Annotated in this window: 16 protein-coding genes and 1 riboswitch; of the genes, 12 read left to right on the top strand and 4 right to left on the bottom strand. The window is 71.9% G+C overall.

What is annotated here, in order from left to right; translation table 11 throughout:
* Nucleotides 1-60: 60 nt before the first annotated feature.
* From EIZ62_RS07375 to EIZ62_RS07360, 4 genes are all read left to right on the top strand, one after another.
* On the top strand, nt 61-1,890 hold the full coding sequence (locus EIZ62_RS07375; protein ID WP_156691914.1) for an ABC transporter ATP-binding protein: 1,830 nt from the start codon (nt 61-63) through the stop codon (nt 1,888-1,890).
* 170 nt (nt 1,891-2,060) lie between these two features.
* On the top strand, nt 2,061-2,948 hold the full coding sequence (locus EIZ62_RS07370) for a FadR/GntR family transcriptional regulator (RefSeq protein ID WP_156691913.1): 888 nt from the start codon (nt 2,061-2,063) through the stop codon (nt 2,946-2,948).
* Between the two features lie 717 nt (nt 2,949-3,665).
* Entirely contained in the window at nt 3,666-5,210 is a 1,545-nt protein-coding gene (locus EIZ62_RS07365; protein ID WP_156691912.1) for an RNA polymerase sigma factor, read from the top strand.
* Nucleotides 5,211-5,384: 174 nt separating this feature from the next.
* Entirely contained in the window at nt 5,385-6,206 is an 822-nt protein-coding gene (locus EIZ62_RS07360; protein ID WP_156691911.1) for a S1 family peptidase, read from the top strand.
* Nucleotides 6,207-6,386: 180 nt separating this feature from the next.
* On the opposite strand, the gene EIZ62_RS07355 is transcribed toward EIZ62_RS07360, so the two are convergent.
* Nucleotides 6,387-6,614 (bottom strand): DUF7455 domain-containing protein, encoded by a 228-nt coding sequence (locus EIZ62_RS07355; protein ID WP_156691910.1) that lies wholly within the window; start codon nt 6,612-6,614, stop codon nt 6,387-6,389.
* A 441-nt stretch (nt 6,615-7,055) separates the two neighbouring features.
* Between EIZ62_RS07355 and EIZ62_RS07350 the strand changes: the two genes are divergently transcribed.
* The 3 genes from EIZ62_RS07350 (at nt 7,056) to EIZ62_RS07340 (ending at nt 11,429) form a co-directional block, all read left to right on the top strand.
* Entirely contained in the window at nt 7,056-9,173 is a 2,118-nt protein-coding gene (locus EIZ62_RS07350) for a DNA gyrase/topoisomerase IV subunit B (protein WP_156691909.1), read from the top strand.
* A gap of 199 nt (nt 9,174-9,372) precedes the next feature.
* Complete coding sequence (locus EIZ62_RS07345; RefSeq protein ID WP_156696263.1) at nt 9,373-9,837, top strand: DUF485 domain-containing protein; 465 nt, start codon at nt 9,373-9,375, stop codon at nt 9,835-9,837.
* On the top strand, nt 9,834-11,429 hold the full coding sequence (locus EIZ62_RS07340; RefSeq protein ID WP_156691908.1) for a solute symporter family protein: 1,596 nt from the start codon (nt 9,834-9,836) through the stop codon (nt 11,427-11,429). The genes EIZ62_RS07345 and EIZ62_RS07340 overlap by 4 nt, the downstream gene beginning before the upstream one ends.
* Before the next feature lie 79 nt (nt 11,430-11,508).
* Here EIZ62_RS07340 and EIZ62_RS07335 read toward each other — a convergent pair whose 3' ends face one another.
* Nucleotides 11,509-12,186 carry a DUF7342 family protein gene (locus EIZ62_RS07335; RefSeq protein WP_156691907.1) on the bottom strand — a complete coding sequence of 226 codons (678 nt, stop codon included), beginning with the start codon at nt 12,184-12,186 and terminating at the stop codon, nt 11,509-11,511.
* Nucleotides 12,183-14,018 carry a sensor histidine kinase gene (locus tag EIZ62_RS07330; protein ID WP_156691906.1) on the bottom strand — a complete coding sequence of 612 codons (1,836 nt, stop codon included), beginning with the start codon at nt 14,016-14,018 and terminating at the stop codon, nt 12,183-12,185. Before EIZ62_RS07330 ends, EIZ62_RS07335 begins: the two co-directional genes overlap by 4 nt.
* 99 nt (nt 14,019-14,117) lie before the next feature.
* On the opposite strand from EIZ62_RS07330, the gene EIZ62_RS07325 reads away from it, so the two are divergent.
* Together EIZ62_RS07325 and EIZ62_RS07320 are read left to right on the top strand one after the other, a co-directional pair.
* Nucleotides 14,118-15,173, top strand: coding sequence for a CobW family GTP-binding protein (locus EIZ62_RS07325; protein ID WP_244375536.1), 1,056 nt, complete (start codon nt 14,118-14,120; stop codon nt 15,171-15,173).
* A 90-nt stretch (nt 15,174-15,263) separates the two neighbouring features.
* Nucleotides 15,264-16,433 (top strand): DUF1266 domain-containing protein, encoded by a 1,170-nt coding sequence (locus EIZ62_RS07320; protein ID WP_156691904.1) that lies wholly within the window; start codon nt 15,264-15,266, stop codon nt 16,431-16,433.
* 72 nt (nt 16,434-16,505) lie between these two features.
* Here the strand turns inward: EIZ62_RS07320 and EIZ62_RS07315 are convergent, their stop codons facing one another.
* Nucleotides 16,506-18,959, bottom strand: coding sequence for a DNA gyrase/topoisomerase IV subunit A (locus tag EIZ62_RS07315; RefSeq protein WP_156691903.1), 2,454 nt, complete (start codon nt 18,957-18,959; stop codon nt 16,506-16,508).
* Between the two features lie 255 nt (nt 18,960-19,214).
* Between EIZ62_RS07315 and EIZ62_RS07310 the strand changes: the two genes are divergently transcribed.
* From EIZ62_RS07310 to EIZ62_RS07300, 3 genes are all read left to right on the top strand, one after another.
* Complete coding sequence (locus EIZ62_RS07310; protein ID WP_156691902.1) at nt 19,215-20,558, top strand: M16 family metallopeptidase; 1,344 nt, start codon at nt 19,215-19,217, stop codon at nt 20,556-20,558.
* Nucleotides 20,555-21,949, top strand: coding sequence for a M16 family metallopeptidase (locus EIZ62_RS07305; protein WP_156691901.1), 1,395 nt, complete (start codon nt 20,555-20,557; stop codon nt 21,947-21,949). Before EIZ62_RS07310 ends, EIZ62_RS07305 begins: the two co-directional genes overlap by 4 nt.
* A 399-nt stretch (nt 21,950-22,348) precedes the next feature.
* Nucleotides 22,349-22,512, top strand: a riboswitch (cyclic di-AMP (ydaO/yuaA leader).
* 13 nt (nt 22,513-22,525) lie between these two features.
* Nucleotides 22,526-23,314 (top strand): M23 family metallopeptidase, encoded by a 789-nt coding sequence (locus EIZ62_RS07300; protein ID WP_156691900.1) that lies wholly within the window; start codon nt 22,526-22,528, stop codon nt 23,312-23,314.
* Nucleotides 23,315-23,512: the final 198 nt, after the last annotated feature.

The following is a 23,512-nucleotide window of genomic DNA, read 5'->3' as shown; positions in this document are numbered from 1 at the left end:
GTTATCTTGCTGCGGTACCCGCCCTGCCGCCAAGCGGTTTCCTCTACCGCGGGAGAAGCGATGCTCCAGGCAATCGGACTGACCAGCACCCCCCGCCGTGACCGTCCGCCCGCCGTGGACGACCTGACCTTCGAGGCCCGGCCGGGCAGTGTCACCGCACTGCTCGGTGACACCGGCGCGGGCAAGACGACCACCCTCCGCCTGATGCTCGAACTCGAACCGGGCCGCGGCGTCACGTACTTCCGGGGCCGCCCGCTCCACCGCATCGCCCACCCCGCCCGTGAGGTCGGGGTGCTCATCGGCGACGTACCCGGCCACCCCGCCCGGACCTGCCGCGGCCAGCTCCGCATGCTCTGCGCAGCTGCCGGCGTGCCCGCCTCGCGCGCCGACGCCATGCTCGACATCGTCGGCCTCGCCGAACTGCGCGACCAGCGGCTCGGCACCCTCTCCCTCGGCATGGAACGCCGACTGGGCCTCGCCGCGGCCCTGTTGGGCGACCCGCACACCCTCCTGCTCGACGCGCCGGCCGCCGGACTGTCGCCCCGCGAGAACGGCTGGCTGTTCGGCCTGCTGCGCGCCCACGCGGCCCACGGCGGCACCGTCCTGTACACCACCGACGACCCCAAGGAAGCCGCTCGCACGGCGGACCACGTCGTCACCATCAGCCAAGGGCGGCTGGTCGCCGACCAGGACGCGACCGCCTTCGGCCGCACCAGGCTGCGCCCGCGCGTCGCGGTCCGCACGCCCCACGCCGCCCGTCTCGCCGCACTCGTCAGCCGAGAGGCGCGCGCGGCCCAGCGTTCCGTCGAAGTGGTCACCGAGGAGGGCAACCGGCTGTGCGTCTACGGCAGCGACTGCGCCGAGATCGGTGAGACCGCCTTCCGGCACGGCGTCCTCCTCCACCAACTCGCGGACGAGGTCGGCGACACGGCCCCGCCCCCGGCTCCCGTGCCCCCGAAGGCCACCGAGCCCGCCGCCCCCGCGCCCGTACCCGCCCCTTCGGACGCGGACGCGAATGCGGCGGGACGCTCCGCACCCGTTCTCCTGTCCCGCTCCGGGGCCGAGGCTCCGCACACACCGCAGGCCCCACCCGCACCACCGCTGGCACCCAGGCCCCTGCGCAGACCCGTTCGCCCCCTGAGGTACGAGTTGTGCCGGCTGCTCGGGGTGCCCACGGCGTACCTCGTCGCCGCCGCCGTACTCGTCACGTCCACCCTTCTCGCCGCCTTCCTCGCCCGCACCGGCGGCACCCCGCTGAACGCGGCGCTCGCCGCCTGGCCCGGCTTCTCCCCGCTGCCGCCCGCCGCTTTGGGCGCCGGGCTGCTGGGCGCGCTGTCGTTCGGCGACGAGTACCGCCACCCGGTGCTCTCCACCGGCCGCGGCACCGTTCCGCGCCGCCTCGGCCTGCTCGTCGCCAAGCTCACCGTCACCGCCGTCACCGCCCTCCTGCTGGCCCTCTCGGTGGCGGTCGCCGATCTCGCCGCGCTCCGCCTGCTCTACGGCGGCGAGGCGGTGCCCGTACCGCGAAACTGGGCGGCGCTCTGCATCGGTTGGGCGGGTCTCGCGATCGGCTGCTCCTGGGCCGGCCTCCTGGCCGCCGGGGTGTTCCGGGCGACCGCCGCCGGGATCGCCGCCGTGCTCGCGGTGCCCGTGGTCGTCGCCCCGCTCGTACAAAAGGCGCTCGTGGGACCGTCTGTGCGATCGCTCGCGGGGCTTCCCGCGCGGCTGCGTGAACTCGCCTGGACACAGTGGCCGTACGAAACCGATCGCTTGCTGCTGGCCGCGGCCAGGGTCGTCGCTCAACCGGTCGGCACCGCGCTGGTGTTGTCGGTCACGGTGCTCACGTGCGCTTATCTGTTCACCGGGCTGCGCCGAAGAGCGCGCTGGTAGCCCGCTGTTGACCGGCGGCGACCGGAGCGCTCCAAACGGTCATAACTCCCTAGGAAATTGCCCGGTTCCTTCCGATAAGGCGTCAATTGGAGAGCGGGCGCCGATCACCCTTTCGTGTGCTTTTCACCAAAGACCTCAAGGGTCGTGGAAAGGGCGCCGACAAAGGATGCGTGAGTACCCTTGCGCACACCATGATGACCGCCGCCCGCCCCGTGGAGACCGGCCTCGCGGCCCCGGGCGGACTGGACCGCTACCCCTACGCGGAGGCGCCCGTCGCCGACCGCGTCGGGCCTCCCTCCTGGGACGGCGCCGACACGGAGCTGGGCCGGGTGGGTCGGCGGACGGCCGGCAGCCGCGGCCGCGGCCTGCACGGCCAACTCGTCCAGCAGCTCGGCCAGATGATCGTTTCCGGCGACCTCGGCGCCGACCGGCCGCTCGTCCCCGAGGAGATCGGTCAGCGCTTCGAGGTCTCCCGCACCGTCGTGCGCGAGTCGCTCCGCGTCCTCGAGGCCAAGGGCCTGGTCAGCGCCCGGCCGAACGTCGGCACCCGCGTCCGCCCGGTCAGCGACTGGAACCTGCTCGACCCGGACATCATCGAATGGCGTGCCTTCGGACCGCAGCGCGACGACCAGCGCCGGGAGCTCAGCGAGCTGCGCTGGACCATCGAGCCGCTGGCTGCCCGCCTCGCCGCCGGCCACGGCCGCGAGGACATCCAGCAGCGCCTCGGTGACATGGTCGAGATCATGGGCCATGCCTTCGCCCAGGGTGACGCGATCACCTTCTCGCGCGCCGACGCCGAGTTCCACAGCCTGCTGATCCAGCTCGCCGGCAACCGGATGCTCGAGCACCTCTCCGGCATCGTCTCCGCCGCCCTCCAGGTCTCCGGCTCCCCGGCGATCAGCTGCGACCGCCCCAGCGAGCCCTGCCTGGCCCACCACGCGCGCATCGTCGACGCGCTGGCCGCCGGCGACGGACCGGCCGCCGAGGCCGCCATGCGCCAGCTGCTGACGGTCCACCCCGAGGTGGAGCGGGTCGTCCCCGCCCCGCGCGAGCACTGAGCCGTCCCCCAGCGCGTTCCCCTCGCGTACACGGCGTGTGTCGCCGGGCCCCGGAACCCCGGGGGCCCGGCGCGCCCGGAACATCGGCCCCACCGGCCCCGCGCCGGCCCTCGGCCCCCGGCCCCCACCGGCCCCGGGCGGGCGACACCCGGGCGACACCCCTCCGGGCCCACCGGGCCGACACGCCACCGGCTCGACACGCCACCGCCCGACGGCCACCCGCCCGGCACACCCGCCGCCCGAGGGTCGCGCCGGCCACCGGCCGCCCCTCCGTCCGGACGCCCGCCGCATACGTAGTCCGGCCCGAATCGGGGTAGGCCCGTTCCCAGGCCCCGCCCGGGGCCGCGGGCGAGCGGTGCGAGGCCCGGAGGAGGCGGCGAGGCCCCTTCCTCACCCGGAGGACCGGGGCGAGGAACAGGAGAACCAGGGGAATCAAGGGGAATCAACGGTGAGATCGTGGGTGACCTCCCGGTCTGGGGGTATTTGGATGCATACGGGGTGTGACTCGGGCCACGCGGATTGGGCGTAACGCTCTTCGAAGCCCTGCGATGACCTAAGAGGTGACAGCCGAGGAGGGAATACAGCCGCCGTTCGTGGCGCTGTGTCGCTCCGAGGTTCAGCCCGCGTCGTCGGCACATCCCCAGCCGACGGTCGTCGGCTCCGGCCCGATCATTGGGCGGGGCCGGAAGCCGTTTCCATCGTTCCGAGAGGTTGTTCGTGTCGGCCAGCACATCCCGTACGCTCCCGCCGGAGATCGCCGAGTCCGAGTCTGTGATGGCGCTCATCGAGCGGGGAAAGGCTGATGGGCAGATCGCCGGCGATGACGTGCGTCGGGCCTTCGAGGCTGACCAGATTCCGCCAACCCAGTGGAAGAATGTTCTGCGCAGCCTCAATCAGATCCTCGAGGAAGAGGGTGTGACGCTGATGGTCAGTGCAGCGGAGTCGCCGAAGCGCACCCGCAAGAGCGTCGCAGCGAAGAGCCCGGCGAAGCGCACCGCCACCAAGACCGTCACCGCCAAGTCGGCCGTGACGAAGTCCGTCGCCGCCGCGGCTCCGGCGGCCCAGAGCGAGGACGTGCCGGCCGACGAGGCCGGTACGCCCGCCAAGAAGGCGGCCGCCAAGAAGACCGCCGCCAAGAAGACGGCGGTGAAGAAGACCGCCGCGAAGAAGACCGCCGCGAAGAAGACCACGTCCAAGAAGGACTCCGACGAGGTCGTCGAGGGCGAGGAGCTGCTCGAGGACGTCGCGCCCGGCAAGGGTGAGGACGAGGAGACCGAGGGCGAGAACAAGGGCTTCGTCCTCTCCGACGAGGACGAGGACGACGCGCCCGCGCAGCAGGTCGCCGTCGCCGGTGCCACCGCGGACCCGGTCAAGGACTACCTGAAGCAGATCGGCAAGGTCCCGCTCCTCAACGCCGAGCAGGAGGTCGAGCTCGCCAAGCGCATCGAGGCCGGTCTGTTCGCCGAGGACAAGCTGGCGAACTCCGACAAGCTGGCGCCGAAGCTCAAGCGCGAGCTCGAGATCATCGCCGAGGACGGCCGCCGCGCCAAGAACCACCTGCTGGAGGCCAACCTCCGTCTCGTGGTCTCCCTGGCCAAGCGCTACACCGGCCGCGGCATGCTCTTCCTGGACCTGATCCAGGAGGGCAACCTGGGTCTGATCCGCGCGGTCGAGAAGTTCGACTACACCAAGGGCTACAAGTTCTCCACGTACGCCACCTGGTGGATCCGTCAGGCGATCACCCGCGCCATGGCCGACCAGGCCCGCACCATCCGCATCCCGGTGCACATGGTCGAGGTCATCAACAAGCTCGCGCGCGTCCAGCGCCAGATGCTCCAGGACCTGGGCCGTGAGCCCACCCCGGAGGAGCTGGCCAAGGAGCTCGACATGACCCCCGAGAAGGTCATCGAGGTCCAGAAGTACGGCCGCGAGCCCATCTCGCTGCACACCCCGCTCGGCGAGGACGGCGACAGCGAGTTCGGTGACCTCATCGAGGACTCCGAGGCGGTCGTGCCGGCCGACGCGGTCAGCTTCACGCTCCTCCAGGAGCAGCTGCACTCGGTCCTCGACACGCTCTCCGAGCGTGAGGCCGGCGTCGTCTCCATGCGCTTCGGCCTGACCGACGGCCAGCCGAAGACGCTCGACGAGATCGGCAAGGTCTACGGCGTGACCCGTGAGCGGATCCGCCAGATCGAGTCCAAGACCATGTCCAAGCTGCGTCACCCGTCGCGTTCCCAGGTGCTGCGCGACTACCTGGACTGAGCCGGACCCGCGGCCCCGGTCGCGGCCGGTGGTTTCGTACCAGGCGGAGGGCCCGTTTCCCGAAAGGGAACCGGGCCCTCCGGCATGTCGGCGTGGTGACGCCGCGGGGGTGCGGGGCGTCGCGCACTGGTCGACTCTGGGTGAAGCTGGTTCACCGGAGAGTCAGGAGAGCGCATGCGTCGTCCCATCAGCCGGAAGCGGACCGCCGCCATGGCGGCCATCGTGGCCACGGCCTTCCTGCCGCTCAGTACGCCCGCGCCCGCCGCCGCCGACAGCGTCGTCGTCGGAGGGCAGCCGGTGCGGGCCTCCGACAGTCCGTGGGCCGTGGCCCTCTCCAGCCGTGACCGGTTCGGGGGTACGCGAGCGGGCCAGTTCTGCGGCGGCGTGGTGGTGGCGCCCACGAAGGTGGTCACCGCCGCGCACTGCCTCGGGCCGACGGTGCTCGGTACGGACGTCAAGGAGCTGAGCGACCTCAAGGTCATCGCGGGACGCACGGAGCTGCGGGAGACGGGCGGGCGCGAGATCCCGGTGTCCGCGGCGTGGATCAGCCCTCAGTACGACGCCGACACCCAGGCCGGCGACCTGGCCGTGCTCACGCTGGCGAGCGCCCTGCCGCGTTCGTACGTCATCGAGGCCGCCCGCTCCGGCGATCCGGCCTACCGGCCGGGCACGAACGCCGCGGTGTACGGCTGGGGCGACACGACGGGCGGCGGCTCGTACGCCTACGGCCTGCGCGCGGCGGACGTGCGCGTGCTGGCGGACCACGTGTGCGCGCGGGCCTACCCGGCCGGTGCGGGCGGCGGGGGGTACCTGCCCGCGACGATGCTGTGCGCGGGGGTGGCCGAGGGCGGGCGGGACGCCTGCCAGGGGGACAGCGGCGGGCCACTGGTCGCCCGGGGGCGGCTCATCGGCCTGGTGTCCTGGGGCAGCGGCTGCGGCGAACCGGGAAGCCCGGGGGTGTACACGCGCGTCTCAGCGGTGCTGCCGGCGCTCTGACGGCCCCCGCGCGCGGCTCCCGAGGCCCGCCGGCGCCCGTGGCCGGATCCTCCGGCCTCGGTGACCGCTACGGCCGGGGCGGCCCGCAGAGGGCATGAGAACGGGCGACCTCCCCCTGGTGGGGGTGGCCGCCCATCGGCCGGTCCGGGACCGGCCCCTGGCTCGTCGGGGATGCGAGTGTCAGCGGTCCTCTTCGACTGCGCTCGGAACGGTGGTGAGCCGGTCCGTCTCATCCTGTATTTCCGCGGCGATCTTCTTGAGTTCCGGCTCGAACTTGCGCCCGTGGTGGGCGCAGAAGAGCAGTTCACCACCGCTGGTCAGCACGACGCGCAGATATGCCTGGGCGCCGCAGCGGTCGCAGCGGTCGGCGGCCGTCAGCGGGCTCGCGGGGGTCAGAACAGTAGTCACGTCGCCTCTTCTCTAGCTCGACGAGCTGTCGTACCAGGGTCAACATCCAACCAGGCCGGAAACGTTCCCGCTCGTGGCTTTTCCCTGAAAGTTTTTCCAGGGTGGCTGTCTGCTGCCGGTTGGCGGCGAATGAGCCGTATTGCTGTGCTCTACGGGTTTCGCGTTGCTTGTCTCGTTCAGTCTCGTGCAGCCCTCCCGGCTGGTTGCCGGTTGTTCATGAGGACGTGCCCGGAGCCTAAATGGTTCATGCCTGGAAGGGAACGTGATGTCCACGTCACTCCTTCGAGGGATCGAACACCCTTGCGACTCTGGACTAGCATGAGTTTCCACGTGGGTGGCGTGACAACGGCTCTACCAGGCCTCTGTACCCTCTGACCGGTGACAGACGCCGGGCCCTTACCCCCACGGGCCACTATCCAAATTCAGCGAGGAGCGAACCGCGTGACCGCCGAGACGTCCGTGCCGTCCAGTGCGCTGCTGACCGCAGACCGTGACGGTTCCAACTACACCGCGCGGCACCTGCTCGTCCTTGAGGGGCTCGAGGCGGTTCGCAAGCGACCCGGAATGTACATCGGGTCCACCGACAGCCGCGGCCTGATGCACTGCCTCTGGGAGATCATCGACAACTCCGTCGACGAGGCCCTCGGAGGGTACTGCGACCACATCGAGGTCATCCTGCACGACGACGGCTCGGTGGAGGTCAGGGACAACGGCCGCGGCATCCCCGTCGACGTCGAGCCCAAGACCGGCCTCTCCGGTGTCGAGGTCGTCATGACCAAGCTGCACGCCGGCGGCAAGTTCGGCGGCGGGTCGTACGCCGCCTCCGGCGGTCTGCACGGCGTGGGCGCCTCCGTGGTGAACGCCCTGTCGGCGCGGCTCGACGTCGAGGTCGACCGCAGCAGCTCCACGCACAGCATCAGCTTCCGCCGCGGCGTCCCCGGGATCTTCACCGAGTCGGGCCCGGACGCCCCGTTCGACCCGGGCAACGGCCTGCGCAAGACCAAGCGCGTGCCGAAGACGCGCACCGGCACCCGCGTGCGGTACTGGGCGGACCGGCAGATCTTCCTCAAGGACGCCAAGCTCTCCCTGGAGAACCTGCACCAGCGCGCCCGCCAGACCGCCTTCCTGGTGCCGGGCCTCACCATCGTCGTGCGCGACGAGCGGGACCTGGAGGGGCAGGGCAAGAGCGAGGAGACGTTCCGCTTCGACGGGGGCATCAGCGAGTTCTGCGAGTACCTGGCGCAGGACAAGGCCGTCTGCGACGTGCTCCGGCTGTCCGGGCAGGGCACCTTCAAGGAGACCGTGCCCGTCCTCGACGAGCGCGGGCACATGACGCCCACCGAGGTCACCCGTGAGCTGGGCGTCGACGTCGCCCTGCGCTGGGGCACCGGGTACGACTCCTCCATCAAGTCGTTCGTGAACATCATCGCCACCCCCAAGGGCGGCACCCACGTCACCGGCTTCGAGCGGGCCGTCACCAAGACCATGAACGAGGTGCTGCGCTCCGCCAAGATGCTGCGCGTCGCCGAGGACGACATCGTCAAGGACGACGCCCTGGAGGGCCTCACCGCCGTGGTGACCGTGCGGCTCGCCGAGCCGCAGTTCGAGGGCCAGACCAAGGAGGTCCTCGGCACGTCGGCGGCGAACCGCATCGTCGCCAACGTGGTGGCCAAGGAGCTGAAGGCCTTCCTCACCTCCACCAAGCGGGACGCCAAGGCCCAGGCCCGCGCGGTGCTGGAGAAGGCCGTCGCCGCCGCCCGTACGCGGATCGCGGCCCGTCAGCACAAGGAGGCGCAGCGCCGCAAGACCGCGCTGGAGTCCTCGTCGCTGCCGGCCAAGCTCGCCGACTGCCGCAGCGACGACGTGGAGCGCAGCGAGCTGTTCATCGTCGAGGGCGACTCCGCGCTCGGCACGGCCAAGCTCGCCCGCAACAGCGAGTTCCAGGCGCTGCTGCCGATCCGGGGAAAGATCCTCAACGTCCAGAAGTCGTCCGTCTCGGACATGCTCAAGAACGCCGAGTGCGGCGCGATCATCCAGGTCATAGGAGCCGGGTCCGGCCGGACCTTCGACATCGACGCCGCGCGGTACGGCAAGATCGTCCTCCTCGTGGACGCCGATGTCGACGGCGCGCACATCCGCTGCCTGCTGCTGACGCTCTTCCAGCGCTACATGCGGCCGATGGTCGAGGCGGGCCGCGTCTTCGCCGCCGTACCGCCGCTGCACCGGATCGAGCTGATCCAGCCCAAGAAGGGCCAGGACAAGTACGTGTACACGTACTCGGACAACGAGCTGCGGCAGACGCTGCTCGAGTTCCAGCGCAAGAACATCCGGTACAAGGACTCCATCCAGCGTTACAAGGGCCTCGGAGAGATGGACGCCGACCAGCTAGCGGAGACCACGATGGACCCGAGGCACCGCACCCTGCGCCGGATCAACATCGGTGACCTCGAGGGCGCGGAGCAGGTCTTCGACCTCCTGATGGGCAACGACGTGGCCCCGCGCAAGGAGTTCATCACCAGCTCCGCCGCGACCCTCGACCGCTCCCGCATCGACGCCTGACGGCCCGGCGCGCACGTCCCGGCTCCTATACCGCCCGGAGCCGGGACATCGGCGTCAACATCACCTGATGGGGTGAAGAGCGGCGAGAGAAGAGTCCGGGATGTGCCCGGTCTGCCCATCCTTGTGCACGCGGCCGAAACGGTTCGCCGACAAGGAGAGTTGACCGGTGGAGAACAGGGAAGGGCTCGATGCCGCGGCGATGCGGATCGATGACCCGTGGTACGACGCACTAGCCTCCGGCTGGGGCGAGGTGGACGGCACCGGGGCCGAGGCGCCGCCGGTGCCCGGTCCCGGCCCCGGTCCCGACCTCGGCGGGACGCCGGACGACCGGCGCAGCGCGGCCGACATCTACCTGGAGGTGCAGCGCAGCGCCGCCTTCCAGGAGGTACGCGGGCGCTACCGCCGTTTCGTCGTACCGGCCGTCCTGGCCTTCCTCGCCTGGTACCTGGCCTACGTCGTGGCGGCGACCACGGCGCCGCAGCTGATGTCCCGCCCGGTGGCCGGCGCGGTGAACGTCGCGATGGTCGCGGGGCTCGGACAGTTCCTCACCACCTTCGTCCTGACGTGGGCGTACACCCGCCACGCCCGGCTGCACCGCGACCGTGCGGCCCTCGACCTCCGCTGGGACACGCAGGAGCTCACGCGAGGGGCGGCCGACCGTTGACCGCGGACCACCAGCTACTCGCGCTGCTGCTGTTCAGCGCCTTCATCGCGGGCACTCTGGCGATCACCACCTGGGTGAGCCGCCACCGGCGCGGTTCGGCGGAGGAGTTCTACGCCGGAGGGCGGCTGTTCTCGCCCATGGAGAACGGTTTCGCGATCGCCGGCGACTACATGTCCGCCGCGTCATTCCTCGGTATCTCCGGCCTGATCGCCCTCTTCGGCTACGACGGGATGCTCTACTCGGTCGGCTTCCTGGTCGCCTGGCTGGTCGTGCTGTTCCTGGTGGCGGAACTGGTGCGCAACTGCGGCCGGTTCACGCTCGCCGACGTGATCGCGGCACGGATGCGTGAACGCCCGGTCAGGATCGCGGCGGGAACGTCCTCGGTCACCGTGTCCGTTCTCTACCTGGTGGCACAGATGGTGGGGGCGGGCAGCCTGGTCGCGCTGCTGCTGGGCGGTACGAGCGAGGTCGCGCGCTCATGGACGGTCATCGGCGTCGGCGCGCTGATGGTGATCTACGTGTCGTTGGGAGGGATGCGGGCCACCACCTGGATCCAGATCGTCAAGGCGGTGCTCCTGATGGCCGGCGCGGTCGCGCTCACCGTGCTCGTCCTGCTGCGCTTCCACGGCGACGTCAACCAGCTGCTGACCTCCGCGGCCGAACGCAGCGGCCACGGGCGGGACTTCCTCGCGCCCGGCCTCAGGTACGGCGGCGACTGGACCGCGCGGCTGGACTTCATCAGCCTCGGCCTCGCGCTGGTCCTGGGCACCGCCGGGCTGCCGCACATCCTCTCCCGCTTCTACACCGTGCCCACCGCACGGGCCGCGCGCCGCTCGGTCGTCTGGGCCATCGGCCTCATCGGCAGCTTCTACCTCATGACGATCGTCCTGGGCTTCGGCGCGGCGGCGATCGTCGGCACCGGGGAGGTACGGGCGTCGAACGCCGCGGGGAACACGGCGGTGCCGCTGCTCGCCCTCGACCTCGGCGGCGGAGCCGGCTCGACCGGCGGCACCGTGCTGTTCGCGGTCGTCGCCGCGGTGGCCTTCGCGACGATCCTCGCCGTGGTCGCCGGAATCACCCTGGCCTCCTCGGCGTCCGTCGCCCATGACCTCTACGCCTCGCTCAGGCGACCCGGACGGAAGCGGCGCTACGGCGAAGTCGCCGTGGCGCGCGTCGCGGCCGCCGGCGTCGGGGCCGTCGCCATCGCGCTCGGGCTCCTCGCCCAGGACCTCAACGTGGCGTTCCTCGTCGGGCTGGCCTTCGCGGTGGCGGCCTCCGCGAACCTGCCCGTGCTGCTCTACTCCCTGTTCTGGCGGAACTTCACCACGCGCGGCGCGGTCTGGTCGGTGTACGGAGGCCTCGTCCCGGCCGTGCTGCTCGTGGTGCTCTCGCCGGTGGTGTCCGGGAGCCCCGGGGCGCTCTTCCCCGGCATGGACTTCCAGGTCTTCCCGCTGGAGAACCCCGGCATGGTCTCCATCCCGCTGGGCTTCCTGGCCGGCTGGCTCGGCACGGTCACCTCCCGCGAGGCCCCCGACGAGGCCAGGCACGCCGAGACGGAAGTCCGGGCGCTGACGGGCGCGGGCGCGGTGTAGCAGGGCGGCGGTACCGGACGGGCGGGGGTACGGGAGGGGCGGGGTGGACGGTCGGCCCGGGATCAGGAGGTGGTCAGGGTCAGGAGGCGGCCCAGGTGTAGCGGTGCTCGGGACGGCCGGTCTCGCCGTACTTGAGCGACAGGCGCACCCGGCCGGCCCGCTCCAGCAGCTTCAGGTACCGCTGGGCCGTCTGCCGGCTCACCCCGGCCCGTTCCGCGATCTCTTGTGCGGACAGCGGGCCGTCGGCGGCGCGCAGCACCTTGCGTACGAGGTCGGCGGTGGTGGGGGAGTGCCCCTTGGGCAGGTCCGGTGCCCCCGAACCCACCGACAGCGCGCCGAAGATGCGGTCCACCTCCGCCTGCTCGGCCTCGCCACCGCCGTCGAGCGTGCGCCGGAGCGCCGCGTAGGCCTCGAGTTTGGGGCGCAGGCCCGCGAAGTTGAACGGCTTCACCAGATACTGGAGCGCGCCGTGCCGCTGGGCCGCCTGGACGGTGGCCACGTCACGGGCCGCCGTCACCATGATCACGTCCGTCTGCCGGCCGCGACGGCGCAGCTCCCGTACGACCGCGAGGCCGTTCTCGTCGGGCAGGTAATGGTCGAGCAGGACGAGGTCGACCGGCAGTTCCTCGACGCGGGCGAGCGCCTCCGCCGCGGTGTGGGCCAGCGCGGCCACTGCGAAACCGGGCACCTTGGCGACGTACGCGGCATTGATCTCCGCGACCCGGACGTCGTCGTCCACGACGAGGACGCGGATCACGGCGCACCTCCCGGACCGGTCGGGCGCCCTTCCCCGGCGGGGTCGGCGCCCGAACCCCCGGCGTGCTCGTCCCGCGATGGCTGCCCGGGACCGGCCGGGACGGCCGCCACCTCCGTACCGTCCTCCTCGGCGGTGGCCGTGGCCGTGGCCGTGGCGGTGGCGCGGTCCGTCAGGGCCTCGGGGAGGACGACGGTGAACTCCGCCCCTCCACCCGGGGCCGGTGACACCTGGGCGCTGCCGCCCTGGCGTTCGGCGAGGCGGCGCACCATGGCCAGGCCCAGCCCCCGGCGGCCCCCGTGCGCGGGGAGGTCCTTGGTGGACCAGCCCTCCGTGAACACCAGCTCCCGCCGCTCGGGCGGAACGCCGGGCCCGCTGTCGGTGACCCGGAGCACCGCCGTCCGGCCCTCCGCCCGCAGCTCCACCTCGACGAGCGGCTCCCCGGACCCGGCCGCCGCGTCGACCGCGTTGTCCACGAGGTTGCCCACGACCGTCACCAGCTCGCGCGGCTCGACCAGCCGGTCGGGCAGGAGCGTGCCGGGCGTGAGCCGCAGCGAGACGCCCCGCTCAGCCGCCACCGTGGCCTTGCCCACCAGCAGCGCGGCCAGCAGCGGGTCGTGCACCTTCTCGGTGACCTGCTCGGCCGTCGCCCGGTGCACGCCCACCACCTCGGTGACGTACTCCACGGCCTCCTCGTGCATCTCCAGCTCCAGCAGCCCCAGCAGCGTGTGCATCCGGTTGGCGTGCTCATGGTCCTGTGCCCGGAGGGCGTCGATCAGGCCGCGCGTGGAGTCCAGCTCGCGCCCGAGCCGCTCCAGCTCCGTCCGGTCCCGGAGCGTGGCCACGGCGCCACCGTCGTCCGTCGGCATCCGGTTGGCGATCAGCACCCGGTGCCCGCGCACGGTCACCAGGTCCTCCCCGGTGACCCGCCCGGCCAGCACGTCCGTCGTACGGCCCTCTCCGAGGGCCTCGTCCAGCGGTCGGCCCGTCGCCTCCGGGCCCACGCCCAGGAGCCGCTGTGCCTCGTCGTTCACCAACCGGATCCGCCCGGCCCGGTCCAGCGCCACGACGCCCTCGCGGATGCCGTGCAGCATCGCCTCACGTTCGGCGAGCAGTGCCGAAATGTCCGAGAACGCCAGGTCGTGCGTACGCCGTTGAAGCCGCCGTGAGATCAGGTACGCGGCGAGCGCCCCGACGGCCAGGGCTCCGCCCGCGTACGCCAGCAGGCCCGGGATCGCCGCCAGCAGCCGGGCGCGGACGCTGTCGTACTCGATGCCGACGGACACCGCGCCGACGATCTCACCCGCCGCGTCGCGCAGCGGAACCTTTCCGCGCGCCGAGCGGCCGAGCGTACCGCTGTCGATCTCCATCACCTCCCTGCCCGCGAGCGCCTCGCTCGGGTCGGTGGAGACCTTCCTGCCGACCTGCGCCGGGTCGGTGTGCGACCACCGGACACCCCGCCGGTCCATGATCACCACGTACTCGGCGCCGGTGGCCGTCCGGATCCGCTCGGCCTCCGCCTGGACGGGCCCGGCGGCGTCCGGCGGCGTGCTCGTCAGCTCGGCGGCGACCTCGCCCGACGCGGTCGTCTCCGCGATCGCCAGGGCCCGCCGCATCGCCTGATCGTCGAGCTGGGCGCTCAGCGGCGCCAGGAACAGGCCGGTGGCCAGCGCCGTCACGCTCACCACAATGGTCAGCTGCATCAGCAGCACCTGCGAGAACACCCGCTGCGGCCAGCCGAACCGCAGCCGCCGTGCCACCGGTCCACGCGTCACCGGCCCGCGCGCGACCGGGGGCGCGGCGGAGACGGGCGGTGAGGCGGGCGCGGGAGTCATGCCAGGAACCGTAGACGGAGCCCCGCCCTTCGCGAAATGTCCGGGGTCACGCCCACCCGCCTATCCTGGGGGCCGCGAACCGACCGAGAAGGGTGCCCCTTGACCAGCGCACAGCAGATCCCCGTCGTCGTCCTCGCGGGCTTCCTGGGGTCGGGCAAGACGACCCTGCTGAACCATCTGCTCCGCAGCGCCAGAGGCACCCGCGTCGGCGTCATGGTCAACGACTTCGGGTCGATCGAGATCGACGCCATGACCGTCGCCGGGCAGGTCGGCTCCACGGTCTCCCTGGGCAACGGCTGCCTGTGCTGCGCCGTCGACGCGAGCGAGCTCGACACCTACCTGGAGACCCTGACCCGCCCCTCCTCCCGCCTCGACGTCATCGTCATCGAGGCGAGCGGCCTCGCCGAGCCGCAGGAACTGGTGCGGATGATCCTCGCCAGTGACAACGAGCGGGTCGTGTACGGGGGGCTCGTCGAGGTCGTCGACGCCGCCGAGTTCGACGCCACCCGCGCACGGCACCCCGAGACCGACCGGCACCTGGCCATCGCCGACCTCGTCGTCGTCAACAAGGCCGACCGGGTGGACCCGGCGGAGCTGCGCCGCGTCCACACGGCCGTCGCGGGCCTCGCCGAGCGCGCCGCCGTCGTCGACGCCGCGTACGGCAGGGTCGATCCGGAGCTGCTCTTCGACCGCGCCACGCGCCGGGACGACGAGATCGAAGGGCAGCTCTCCTTCGACGACCTGCGCGAGGACGAGCACCACGCCCACCCGCACGCGGCGTACGACACCGTCTCCTTCACCGCCGACGAGCCGATGCACCCGCGCCGACTGCTCGACTTCCTCGACTCCCGCCCCGAGGGCCTCTACCGCATCAAGGGCTTCGTCGACTTCGGCGCCCTCGACCCGGCCAACCGCTACTCCGTGCACGCAGTCGGCCGTTTCCTCCGCTTCTACCCGGACCCCTGGCCGCCCGGCGCGCAGCGCCTCACCCAGCTCGTCCTCATCGGCTCCGGCACGAACGGCGACGCCCTCCACAAGGCCCTGGACGACTGCCGCGTCACCGGCCCGGACGACACCCCGGAGGAGCACAGCATGTGGGGCGTGCTGCGTTACGTACCGGAGCCCGAGGACGGGGCCGGCGAGGACGATTCATAAGATCGTTCCCGTGAAACGAGGGATGACGCACGGGACACCGCCGACCGGGACCGGGACCGGAACAGGACGCGACCGGAGCGGGCCGTGCGCATGAGCTGGGTCCCGCCCACGCACGTCGAGCGGCAGCTCCACGAGGCGGGGCTGCGCGGGGACGTGCAGGCGCAGCTGCGGGTCCTGGCGGGCGCCGAGCTGTTCATCGGCCAAGTCCGTCACGAGGTCGACGCCGAGCCGAACACGGTCCGGTGGCGCGTGGCGGTGGACCCGGCGAACAGGGGCACGTACAGGCCCTTGTTCACCCGCGGCGTGCTGCCGCCCTGGCGCCCGGACTGGGTGTTCCACGAAGTGACGCTGGGCTGGGTGGCGGATTACCCGTGGTCCGCGCCCGGGCAGTGGCTCGCCGTCAACCCGTTCACCCCGGCCGCGCTGAACCTGCCCGCGTCGCCCCAGGACCGCGCCCTGTGGCGCACCCTGCATGCCGAGGCTGCCGCCGACGCCAAGGTGGTCGAGGCCGACCGCTGCTGTGTGCCGAGCCTGACCGCCCTGCACACCGGGCCGCTCTTCGGACCGCTCGCCTTCGGGCTCGCCTGCGGGGCGCACCTCGCGGTGTCCAACGGCGTGCCCTGGAACGAGGTCGGCACGGTCTGCGGCGACTACACCTCGGAGCGGCGCACGCTGCGCAACTTGTGGGACATCACCGACCACGACGGCTGGCAGCGGCAGACCGCGTTCCTGCTGGACTACAGCAACAGTCCGGCCGAGCCCGAGTACGCGCTGCGCGTGCGCGAACAGCTCCGCAAGAGCATCGGCGAGCTTCCGCCCGCCGACCTGTGGCGCGAGACCGCCGCCGGAGGTTTCCAGGACCGAGGAGCCTCGCCAGCGCTGGTCGCGAAGATGGAGGAGCTGGTGCGCCGCATCATGCGCTACGAGGCGCGGTTCCGGGCGGACGGGCTGCTGGCGGAGGACGGCTGGGTCACCACGGCCTCGGCGTACGACTACGGCAGGGCCGTCAACCTCGCCCGGTGGGGCCTTGCCGCCCGCTACTGCGACCCGCAGCAGGCGGAGCAGACCATCGTCCACGCGGGCGCGCTCGCCAAGGCCGCGTACTCCTCCTGGGAGGGCTTCTCGGCGGGGTACACGCTCGGGAGGGTGCTGCGCTTCGACGGCGAGGAGTATGGGCACTTCTACGTGGAAGCCCTTACCGCCCACCGGCTGCTCACCGACGACGAGGGCAGCCCCTGGCGGAACATCCCCTGGCGCTGACCGGCAGCAGGACCGGCGCGCCCGCCACTCGGCGCGCCCGCTGCTCGGCGGGCGCGCCGGACGCGATGCCCGTTACGACGCCGGGCCCGCCAGCACCGCGACCGGCTTGGGGAGCGGGGTGCCCGAGCCGTCGCGGCGCGGGTCGATCTCCGGCAGGTCCACCGGGGTGCCGTTCTTCTGGGCCGCGCGGGCCGGTGCCGCGCCCGCCCAGGCGAGGACCAGCACGTCCTCGCCCTTCAGGAACCGCTGGCAGCGCACGCCGCCGGTGGCGCGGCCCTTGCGCGGGTACTGGTCGAACGGCGTCAGCTTCGCCGACGTGGCCGCCGTCGGGTCCAGCGCCCCGGACGAACCGGCGGCCGTGAACACCACGGCGTCCTGCGCCGGGTCGACCGCGGTGAAGGAGATCACCTCGGCGCCCGCCGCCAGCTTGACGCCCGCCATACCGCCCGCGGGACGGCCCTGCGGCCGGACCTGGGAGGCCTGGAACCGCAGCAGCTGCGCGTCGGAGGTGATGAAGACCAGGTCCTCCTCGCCCGTGCGCAGCTCGGCCGCACCGACGATCCGGTCGCCCTCCTTGAGGCCGATGACCTCCAGCTCCTCCTTGTTCGCCGGATAGTCCGGCACCACGCGCTTGACCACGCCCTGGCGCGTGCCGATCGCCAGCCCCGGCGACGACTCGTCCAGGGTGGTCAGGCACATCACCGTCTCGTCCTTCTCCAGCGTCAGGAACTCCGACACCTGCGCGCCGCCCGACAGGTTCGGCGCCGACGCCGTGTCCGGCAGCTGCGGGAGGTCGATCACCGACAGCCGCAGCAGCCGCCCGGCGGACGTCACCACGCCCACCTCGCCGCGCTGCGTCGCGGGCACCGCCGAGACGATCGCGTCGTGCTTGGCGCGCCGGCCGCCGCTGTCCGGCAGCGGCTCCCCGCTCGCCGTACGGGCCAGCAGCCCCGTCGACGACAGCAGCACCCGGCAGGGGTCGTCCGCGACCTCCAGGGACGCCGCCGCGACCGGCGTGCCGGCCGACTCCAGCAGGACGGTGCGCCGGTCCGTGGCGAACTTCTTGCCGACGGCGGCCAGTTCCGACGAGACCAGCTTGCGCAGCTCCGCGTCCGACTCCAGGATCCGGGTCAGCTCCTCGATCTCGCTGTTCAGCCGGTCGCGCTCACTCTCCAGCTCGATCCGGTCGAACTTGGTCAGCCGGCGCAGCGGTGTGTCCAGGATGTACTGCGTCTGGATCTCGCTCAGCGAGAACCGCTCGATCAGCCGCTCCTTGGCCTGCGCCGAGTTGTCGCTCGACCGGATGACACGGATGACCTCGTCGATGTCGAGCAGCGCGACGAGCAGGCCCTCGACCAGGTGGAGCCGGTCGCGCTTCTTGCCGCGCCGGAACTCGCTGCGGCGCCGGACCACCTCGAAACGGTGGTCCAGGTACACCTCCAGCAGCTCCTTCAGCCCGAGCGTGAGCGGCTGGCCGTCGACCAGCGCCACGTTGTTGATGCCGAAGGACTCCTCCATGGGCGTCAGCTTGTAGAGCTGCTCCAGCACGGCCTCCGGGATGAAGCCGTTCTTGACCTCGATGACCAGGCGCAGCCCGTGCTCGCGGTCGGTCAGGTCCTTGACGTCGGCGATGCCCTGGAGCTTCTTGGACCCCACCAGGTCCTTGATCTTCGCGATCACCTTCTCCGGGCCGACCGCGAAGGGCAGTTCCGTGACGACCAGGCCCTTGCGGCGCGCCGTCACGTTCTCCACGGACACCGTCGCCCGGATCTTGAAGGAGCCGCGGCCCGACTCGTACGCGTCCTTGATGCCGGACAGGCCCACGATCCGGCCACCGGTCGGGAGGTCGGGACCCGGCACGTACCGCATCAGGGTCTCCAGGTCGGCGCCCGGGTGCCTGATGAGGTGCCGGGCGGCGGCGATGACCTCGCCCAGGTTGTGCGGGGGCATGTTGGTCGCCATGCCGACCGCGATGCCGGACGCGCCGTTCACCAGGAGGTTCGGGAAGGCGGCGGGCAGCGCCACCGGCTCCCGCTCCTGCCCGTCGTAGTTCGGGTTGAAGTCGACGGTGTCCTCGTCGATCGACTCCGTCATCAGGGACGTCGCGTCGGCCATCCGGCACTCGGTGTACCGCATGGCGGCCGGCGGGTCGTCATTGCCCAGCGAGCCGAAGTTCCCGTGCCCGTCCACCAGCGGCAGGCGCATCGAGAACGGCTGCGCCATGCGCACCAGGGCGTCGTAGATCGACGCGTCGCCGTGCGGATGGAGCTTGCCCATCACCTCACCGACGACCCGGGCGCACTTGACGAAGCCGCGCTCCGGCCGCAGACCCATCTCGTTCATCTGGTACACGATGCGGCGGTGGACCGGCTTCATGCCGTCACGGGCGTCCGGCAGGGCCCGGGAGTAGATCACCGAGTACGCGTACTCGAGGAAGGAGCCCTGCATTTCGTCGACGACGTCGATGTCGAGGATCTTCTCCTCGAAGTCGTCGGGCTGCGCGGTCTTCGTGCTGCGGCGGGCCATCGCGGCTGCGGCTCCTTCACCAACAAGGTTGATCTGACGACGCCCATTGTGGACCGTCCCACTGACAACGCCGACCGCGACCCGGAAGAGGGACGCCACGGGGATCCGGGAACTTCGCGGGGTGTCAGTCCGCTTGCATACAGTGGCAGCACTTCCACAGCGGTCCGCGGCAGGGCGCAGCAGCCGCATACAGTGGCAGGACTTCCGCAGCGGCCCGCAGCTGGACTTTTGCACATAGCGATCGAAGGGACGTACATGCCCATGGGTCACACGGCCACAGCCCAGGCCGGCTCCGGCGGCCTGACAGCGACCGAGCACCGCCTGGCCAACGGCCTGCGCGTGGTGCTCTCCGAGGACCACCTGACCCCGGTCGCCGCGGTCTGCCTCTGGTACGACGTCGGCTCCCGCCACGAGGTCAAGGGCCGCACCGGCCTCGCCCACCTCTTCGAGCACCTGATGTTCCAGGGCTCGAAGCAGGTCCAGGGCAACGGCCACTTCGAGCTGGTGCAGGGCGCCGGCGGCTCCCTCAACGGCACGACCAGCTTCGAGCGCACCAACTACTTCGAGACCATGCCCGCCCACCAGCTGGAGCTCGCGCTCTGGCTGGAGGCCGACCGGATGGGCTCGCTGCTCGCCGCGCTCGACGAAGAGTCCATGGAGAACCAGCGGGACGTCGTCAAGAACGAGCGCCGCCAGCGGTACGACAACGTGCCCTACGGCACGGCCTTCGAGAAGCTGACCGCCCTCTCCTACCCGGAGGGCCACCCCTACCACCACACCCCGATCGGCTCCATGGCCGACCTGGACGCCGCCACCCTCGAGGACGCGCGGAACTTCTTCCGCACCTACTACGCCCCGAACAACGCGGTCCTGTCGATCGTCGGGGACATCGACCCCGAGCAGACCCTGGCCTGGGTCGAGAAGTACTTCGGCTCCATCCCCTCCCACGACGGCAAGCAGCCGCCCAGGGACGGGACGCTGCCCGAGGTCATCGGCGAGCAGCTGCGCGAGGTCGTCGAGGAGGAGGTCCCGGCGCGCGCCCTGATGGCCGCCTACCGGCTCCCGCACGACGGCACGCGCGAGTGCGACGCGGCCGACATCGCCCTCACCGTCCTGGGCGGTGGCGAGTCGTCGCGGCTGCACAACCGCCTGGTGCGCCGCGACCGCACGGCCGTTGCGGCCGGTTTCGGCCTGCTGCGCCTGGCCGGCGCGCCGTCGCTCGGCTGGCTGGACGTGAAGACCTCCGGCGGTGTGGAGGTGCCGGACATCGAGGCGGCCGTCGACGAGGAGCTGGCCCGGTTCGCCGCCGAGGGCCCCACCCCCGAGGAGATGGAGCGCGCCCAGGCCCAGCTGGAGCGCGAGTGGCTGGACCGGCTCGGTACGGTCGCCGGCCGCGCGGACGAACTGTGCCGGTACGCCGTGCTGTTCGGCGACCCGCAGCTCGCCCTGACCGCCGTCCAGCGCGTCCTCGACGTCACCGCCGAGGAGGTGCAGGCGGTCGCCAAGGCCCGCCTCCGCCCCGACAACCGGGCCGTGCTGGTCTACGAACCGCTCAGCACCGACCACAGCGACCAGGCAGAAGAGGGGGCCGACCAGTGAGCGACGCCGCTGTGTCCCTGACGTCCATGGACTTCCACCCGCAGCCCACGCCGGGCACCGCCAAGCCGTGGGCCTTCCCCGCCCCCGACCGCGGCACCCTCGGCAACGGTATGACGGTGCTGCGCTGCCACCGCCCCGGCCAGCAGGTGGTGGCCGTCGAGATCTTCCTCGCCGCCCCGCTGGAGGCCGAGCCCGAGGGCCTCGACGGCGTCGCCACGATCATGGCGCGCGCCTTGTCCGAGGGCACCGACAAGCACTCCGCCGAGGAGTACGCGGCCGAGCTGGAGCGCTGCGGCGCCACCCTCGACGCGCACGCCGACCACCCCGGCGTACGGGTCTCCCTGGAGGTGCCGGTCTCCCGCCTGGGCAAGGCCCTCGGCCTGGTCGCCGAGTCGCTGCGCGCCCCCGCCTTCGCCGACAGCGAGGTCGAGCGCCTCGTCCGCAACCGGCTGGACGAGATCCCGCACGAGATCGCCAACCCGGCCCGCCGCGCCGCCATGCAGCTCTCCAAGGAGCTGTTCCCGGCCGACTCGCGCGTGTCCCGCCCCCGCCAGGGCACCGAGGAGACCGTCGCCCGGATCGACGCGGCCGCCGTACGCGCCTTCTACGAGGCGCACATCCGGCCCGCCACCGCCACCGCGGTCGTCGTCGGCGACCTCACCGGCGTGGACCTCGACGCGGTGCTCGCCGACACCCTCGGGGCCTGGACCGGCAACAGCGCCGAGCCCCGCCCCGTACCGGCCGTGACGGCCGACGACACCGGTCGCGTCGTCATCGTCGACCGCCCCGGCGCCGTACAGACGCAGCTGCTCATCGGCCGCATCGGTCCCGACCGGCACGACCGCCTGTGGCCGGCCCAGGTGCTCGGCACCTACTGCCTGGGCGGCACCCTCACGTCCCGGCTGGACCGGGTCCTGCGCGAGGAGAAGGGCTACACCTACGGCGTGCGGGCCTTCGGCCAGGTGCTGCTCTCCGGCCCCGACGGCGGGGCGGCCATGCTCGCCATCAGCGGCTCGGTCGACACGCCCAACACGGGCCCGGCGCTCGACGACCTGTGGAAGGTGTTGCGCACCCTCGCCGCCGAGGGTCTGACCGACGCCGAGCGCGAGACGGCGGTGCAGAACCTGGTGGGTGTCGCGCCGCTCAAGTACGAGACGGCCGCCTCCGTCGCGGGCACCCTCGCGGACCAGGTCGAGCAGCACCTCCCGGACGACTTCCAGGCGCAGCTGTACGCGCGGCTCGCGGAGACGGGCACCGTGGAGGCCACCGCGGCGGTCGTCAGCGCCTTCCCGGTGGACCGTCTGGTCACGGTCCTCGTCGGGGACGCGTCCGAGATCAAGGAGCCCGTCGAGGCGCTGGGCATCGGTGAAGTGACCGTCGTAGGCGGCTGATTGACGCGGCGTCTCCTGACGGCCCGTCCAGGACCCCGGCATCGCCCGATGCCGGGGTCCGCCCTGTTCCGCGGTCCGATCCGGGCCTCGCGAACGGTCCGGGCCCTGTGAACGATCCGTGGCGCCCGAACACGAGCGACGATCCGGCGCCGGGTGAGCCGCTGCCCGCCCCGGTGCCCGGTGCCCGGTGTCCTGGTCTGTGCGCCGGTGGCCGTGGCCTCCTCGCCGGCTCCTTCGCAGGTCTTTTCCGGGCCCATCCATATGTCCGCTTTGTTGCGGAGGCTAGGTGTCTGCCCTGTGGCGTGCGCTACAAAAAACCGTGTCTGTTTGGTGATTGAAAGATCGGCCGCTTAGCGTCTAGTGCGCTGTCCGACCGGAACCCGCCGCACCCGCGGCACCGGGCAGCCATCGCCGAGTCCCCGTCAGGCGCGAGCCTGGGGAGCCGGGGACCCATGAAGTCCCTGGGGTGAATCGGACGCCTTCGCACCCGTGCGGAGGGGCCCGTAGGAGACCTTCCTGCTCCGAACCCGTCAGCTAACCCGGTAGGCGAGAAGGAAGGAAAGGACCAGCCGCTTCATGGCGTTCACCCGTGCCACCGGGAAGCACCGTGCCCCGAGCCGTCTGAGCCGCAAGAGCGCACACGTCGCCGGAGTCGCGGCCCTCGCCACCACCGGCGTCATCGGAACCCTCGCTTCCCCGGCGCTCGCCGCCGCCCCGGACGCCGCTCCGGGATCGCTGGAGGACACCGGCCTCAACCAGGCGGTCATCACGGACACGCTGGCCGACCAGGTCGACGCCCAGGCCGCCGCCCAGGAGCTGGAGGCCCAGGAGGCCGCCGCCAAGGCCGCCGCCCAGGCGAAGGCCGAGGCCGACGCGAAGCGCAAGGCCGAGGCCCGGGTGAAGGCCGCCCGCGACGCCAAGGAGCGCGCCGACCGCGAGGCGGAGCGCAAGCGCCTCAACGCCTTCCAGCTGCCCGTCTCGGGCACGTACGTCAGCACCGGCTACCAGACCGGCGGCGCCATGTGGTCCTCCGGCAGCCACACCGGCATCGACTTCCACGCCGCCTCGGGCTCCCAGGTGGTCTCCGTCGGCGCGGGCACCGTCGTCGAGGCGGGCTGGGGCGGTGCGTACGGCAACAACGTCGTGATCAAGATGAACGACGGCACGTACACCCAGTACGGCCACCTGGCCTCGGTCAGCGTCTCGGTCGGCCAGAGCGTGATGCCGGGGCAGCAGATAGGCCTCTCCGGCTCGACCGGAAACTCGTCCGGCCCCCACCTCCACTTCGAGGCCCGTACCGGCGCCGACTACGGCTCGGACATCGACCCCATCTCGTACCTCCGCTCGCACGGCGTCAACGTCTGACCCACCTCTCTGCCAGCGCGGCGACGGCCCCGGTTCCTCTTCGGACCGGGGCCGTCGTCGTGCCCGGACATCCGCCAGGACGTCTGCCGGACGCCCTGGCGGGGGCTTTTCGGCCAACAGGGCCCCCGATTCCAGGTGCTCGCCGGAATCGCACCCCACGGGAATAGGGTCTTTGCCATAGAGTCACCAATAGAGTTA

Source organism: Streptomyces ficellus, from assembly GCF_009739905.1.
GTDB lineage: Bacteria > Actinomycetota > Actinomycetes > Streptomycetales > Streptomycetaceae > Streptomyces > Streptomyces ficellus_A.
Note: the sequence above shows the minus strand (reverse complement) of the source record. Positions and strands in the feature narration are given on the sequence as shown.

Excerpts from the sequence above, each read along its gene's own strand:
- EIZ62_RS07375 (WP_156691914.1), top strand. The coding sequence starts at position 61 with ATGCTCCAGGCAATCGGACTGACCAGCACCCCCCGCCGTGACCGTCCG.
- EIZ62_RS07360 (WP_156691911.1), top strand. The coding sequence starts at position 5,385 with ATGCGTCGTCCCATCAGCCGGAAGCGGACCGCCGCCATGGCGGCCATC.
- EIZ62_RS07345 (WP_156696263.1), top strand. The coding sequence starts at position 9,373 with ATGCGGATCGATGACCCGTGGTACGACGCACTAGCCTCCGGCTGGGGC.
- EIZ62_RS07330 (WP_156691906.1), bottom strand. The coding sequence starts at position 14,018 with ATGACTCCCGCGCCCGCCTCACCGCCCGTCTCCGCCGCGCCCCCGGTC.
- EIZ62_RS07320 (WP_156691904.1), top strand. The coding sequence starts at position 15,264 with ATGAGCTGGGTCCCGCCCACGCACGTCGAGCGGCAGCTCCACGAGGCG.
- EIZ62_RS07315 (WP_156691903.1), bottom strand. The coding sequence starts at position 18,959 with ATGGCCCGCCGCAGCACGAAGACCGCGCAGCCCGACGACTTCGAGGAG.
- EIZ62_RS07310 (WP_156691902.1), top strand. The coding sequence starts at position 19,215 with ATGCCCATGGGTCACACGGCCACAGCCCAGGCCGGCTCCGGCGGCCTG.
- EIZ62_RS07300 (WP_156691900.1), top strand. The coding sequence starts at position 22,526 with ATGGCGTTCACCCGTGCCACCGGGAAGCACCGTGCCCCGAGCCGTCTG.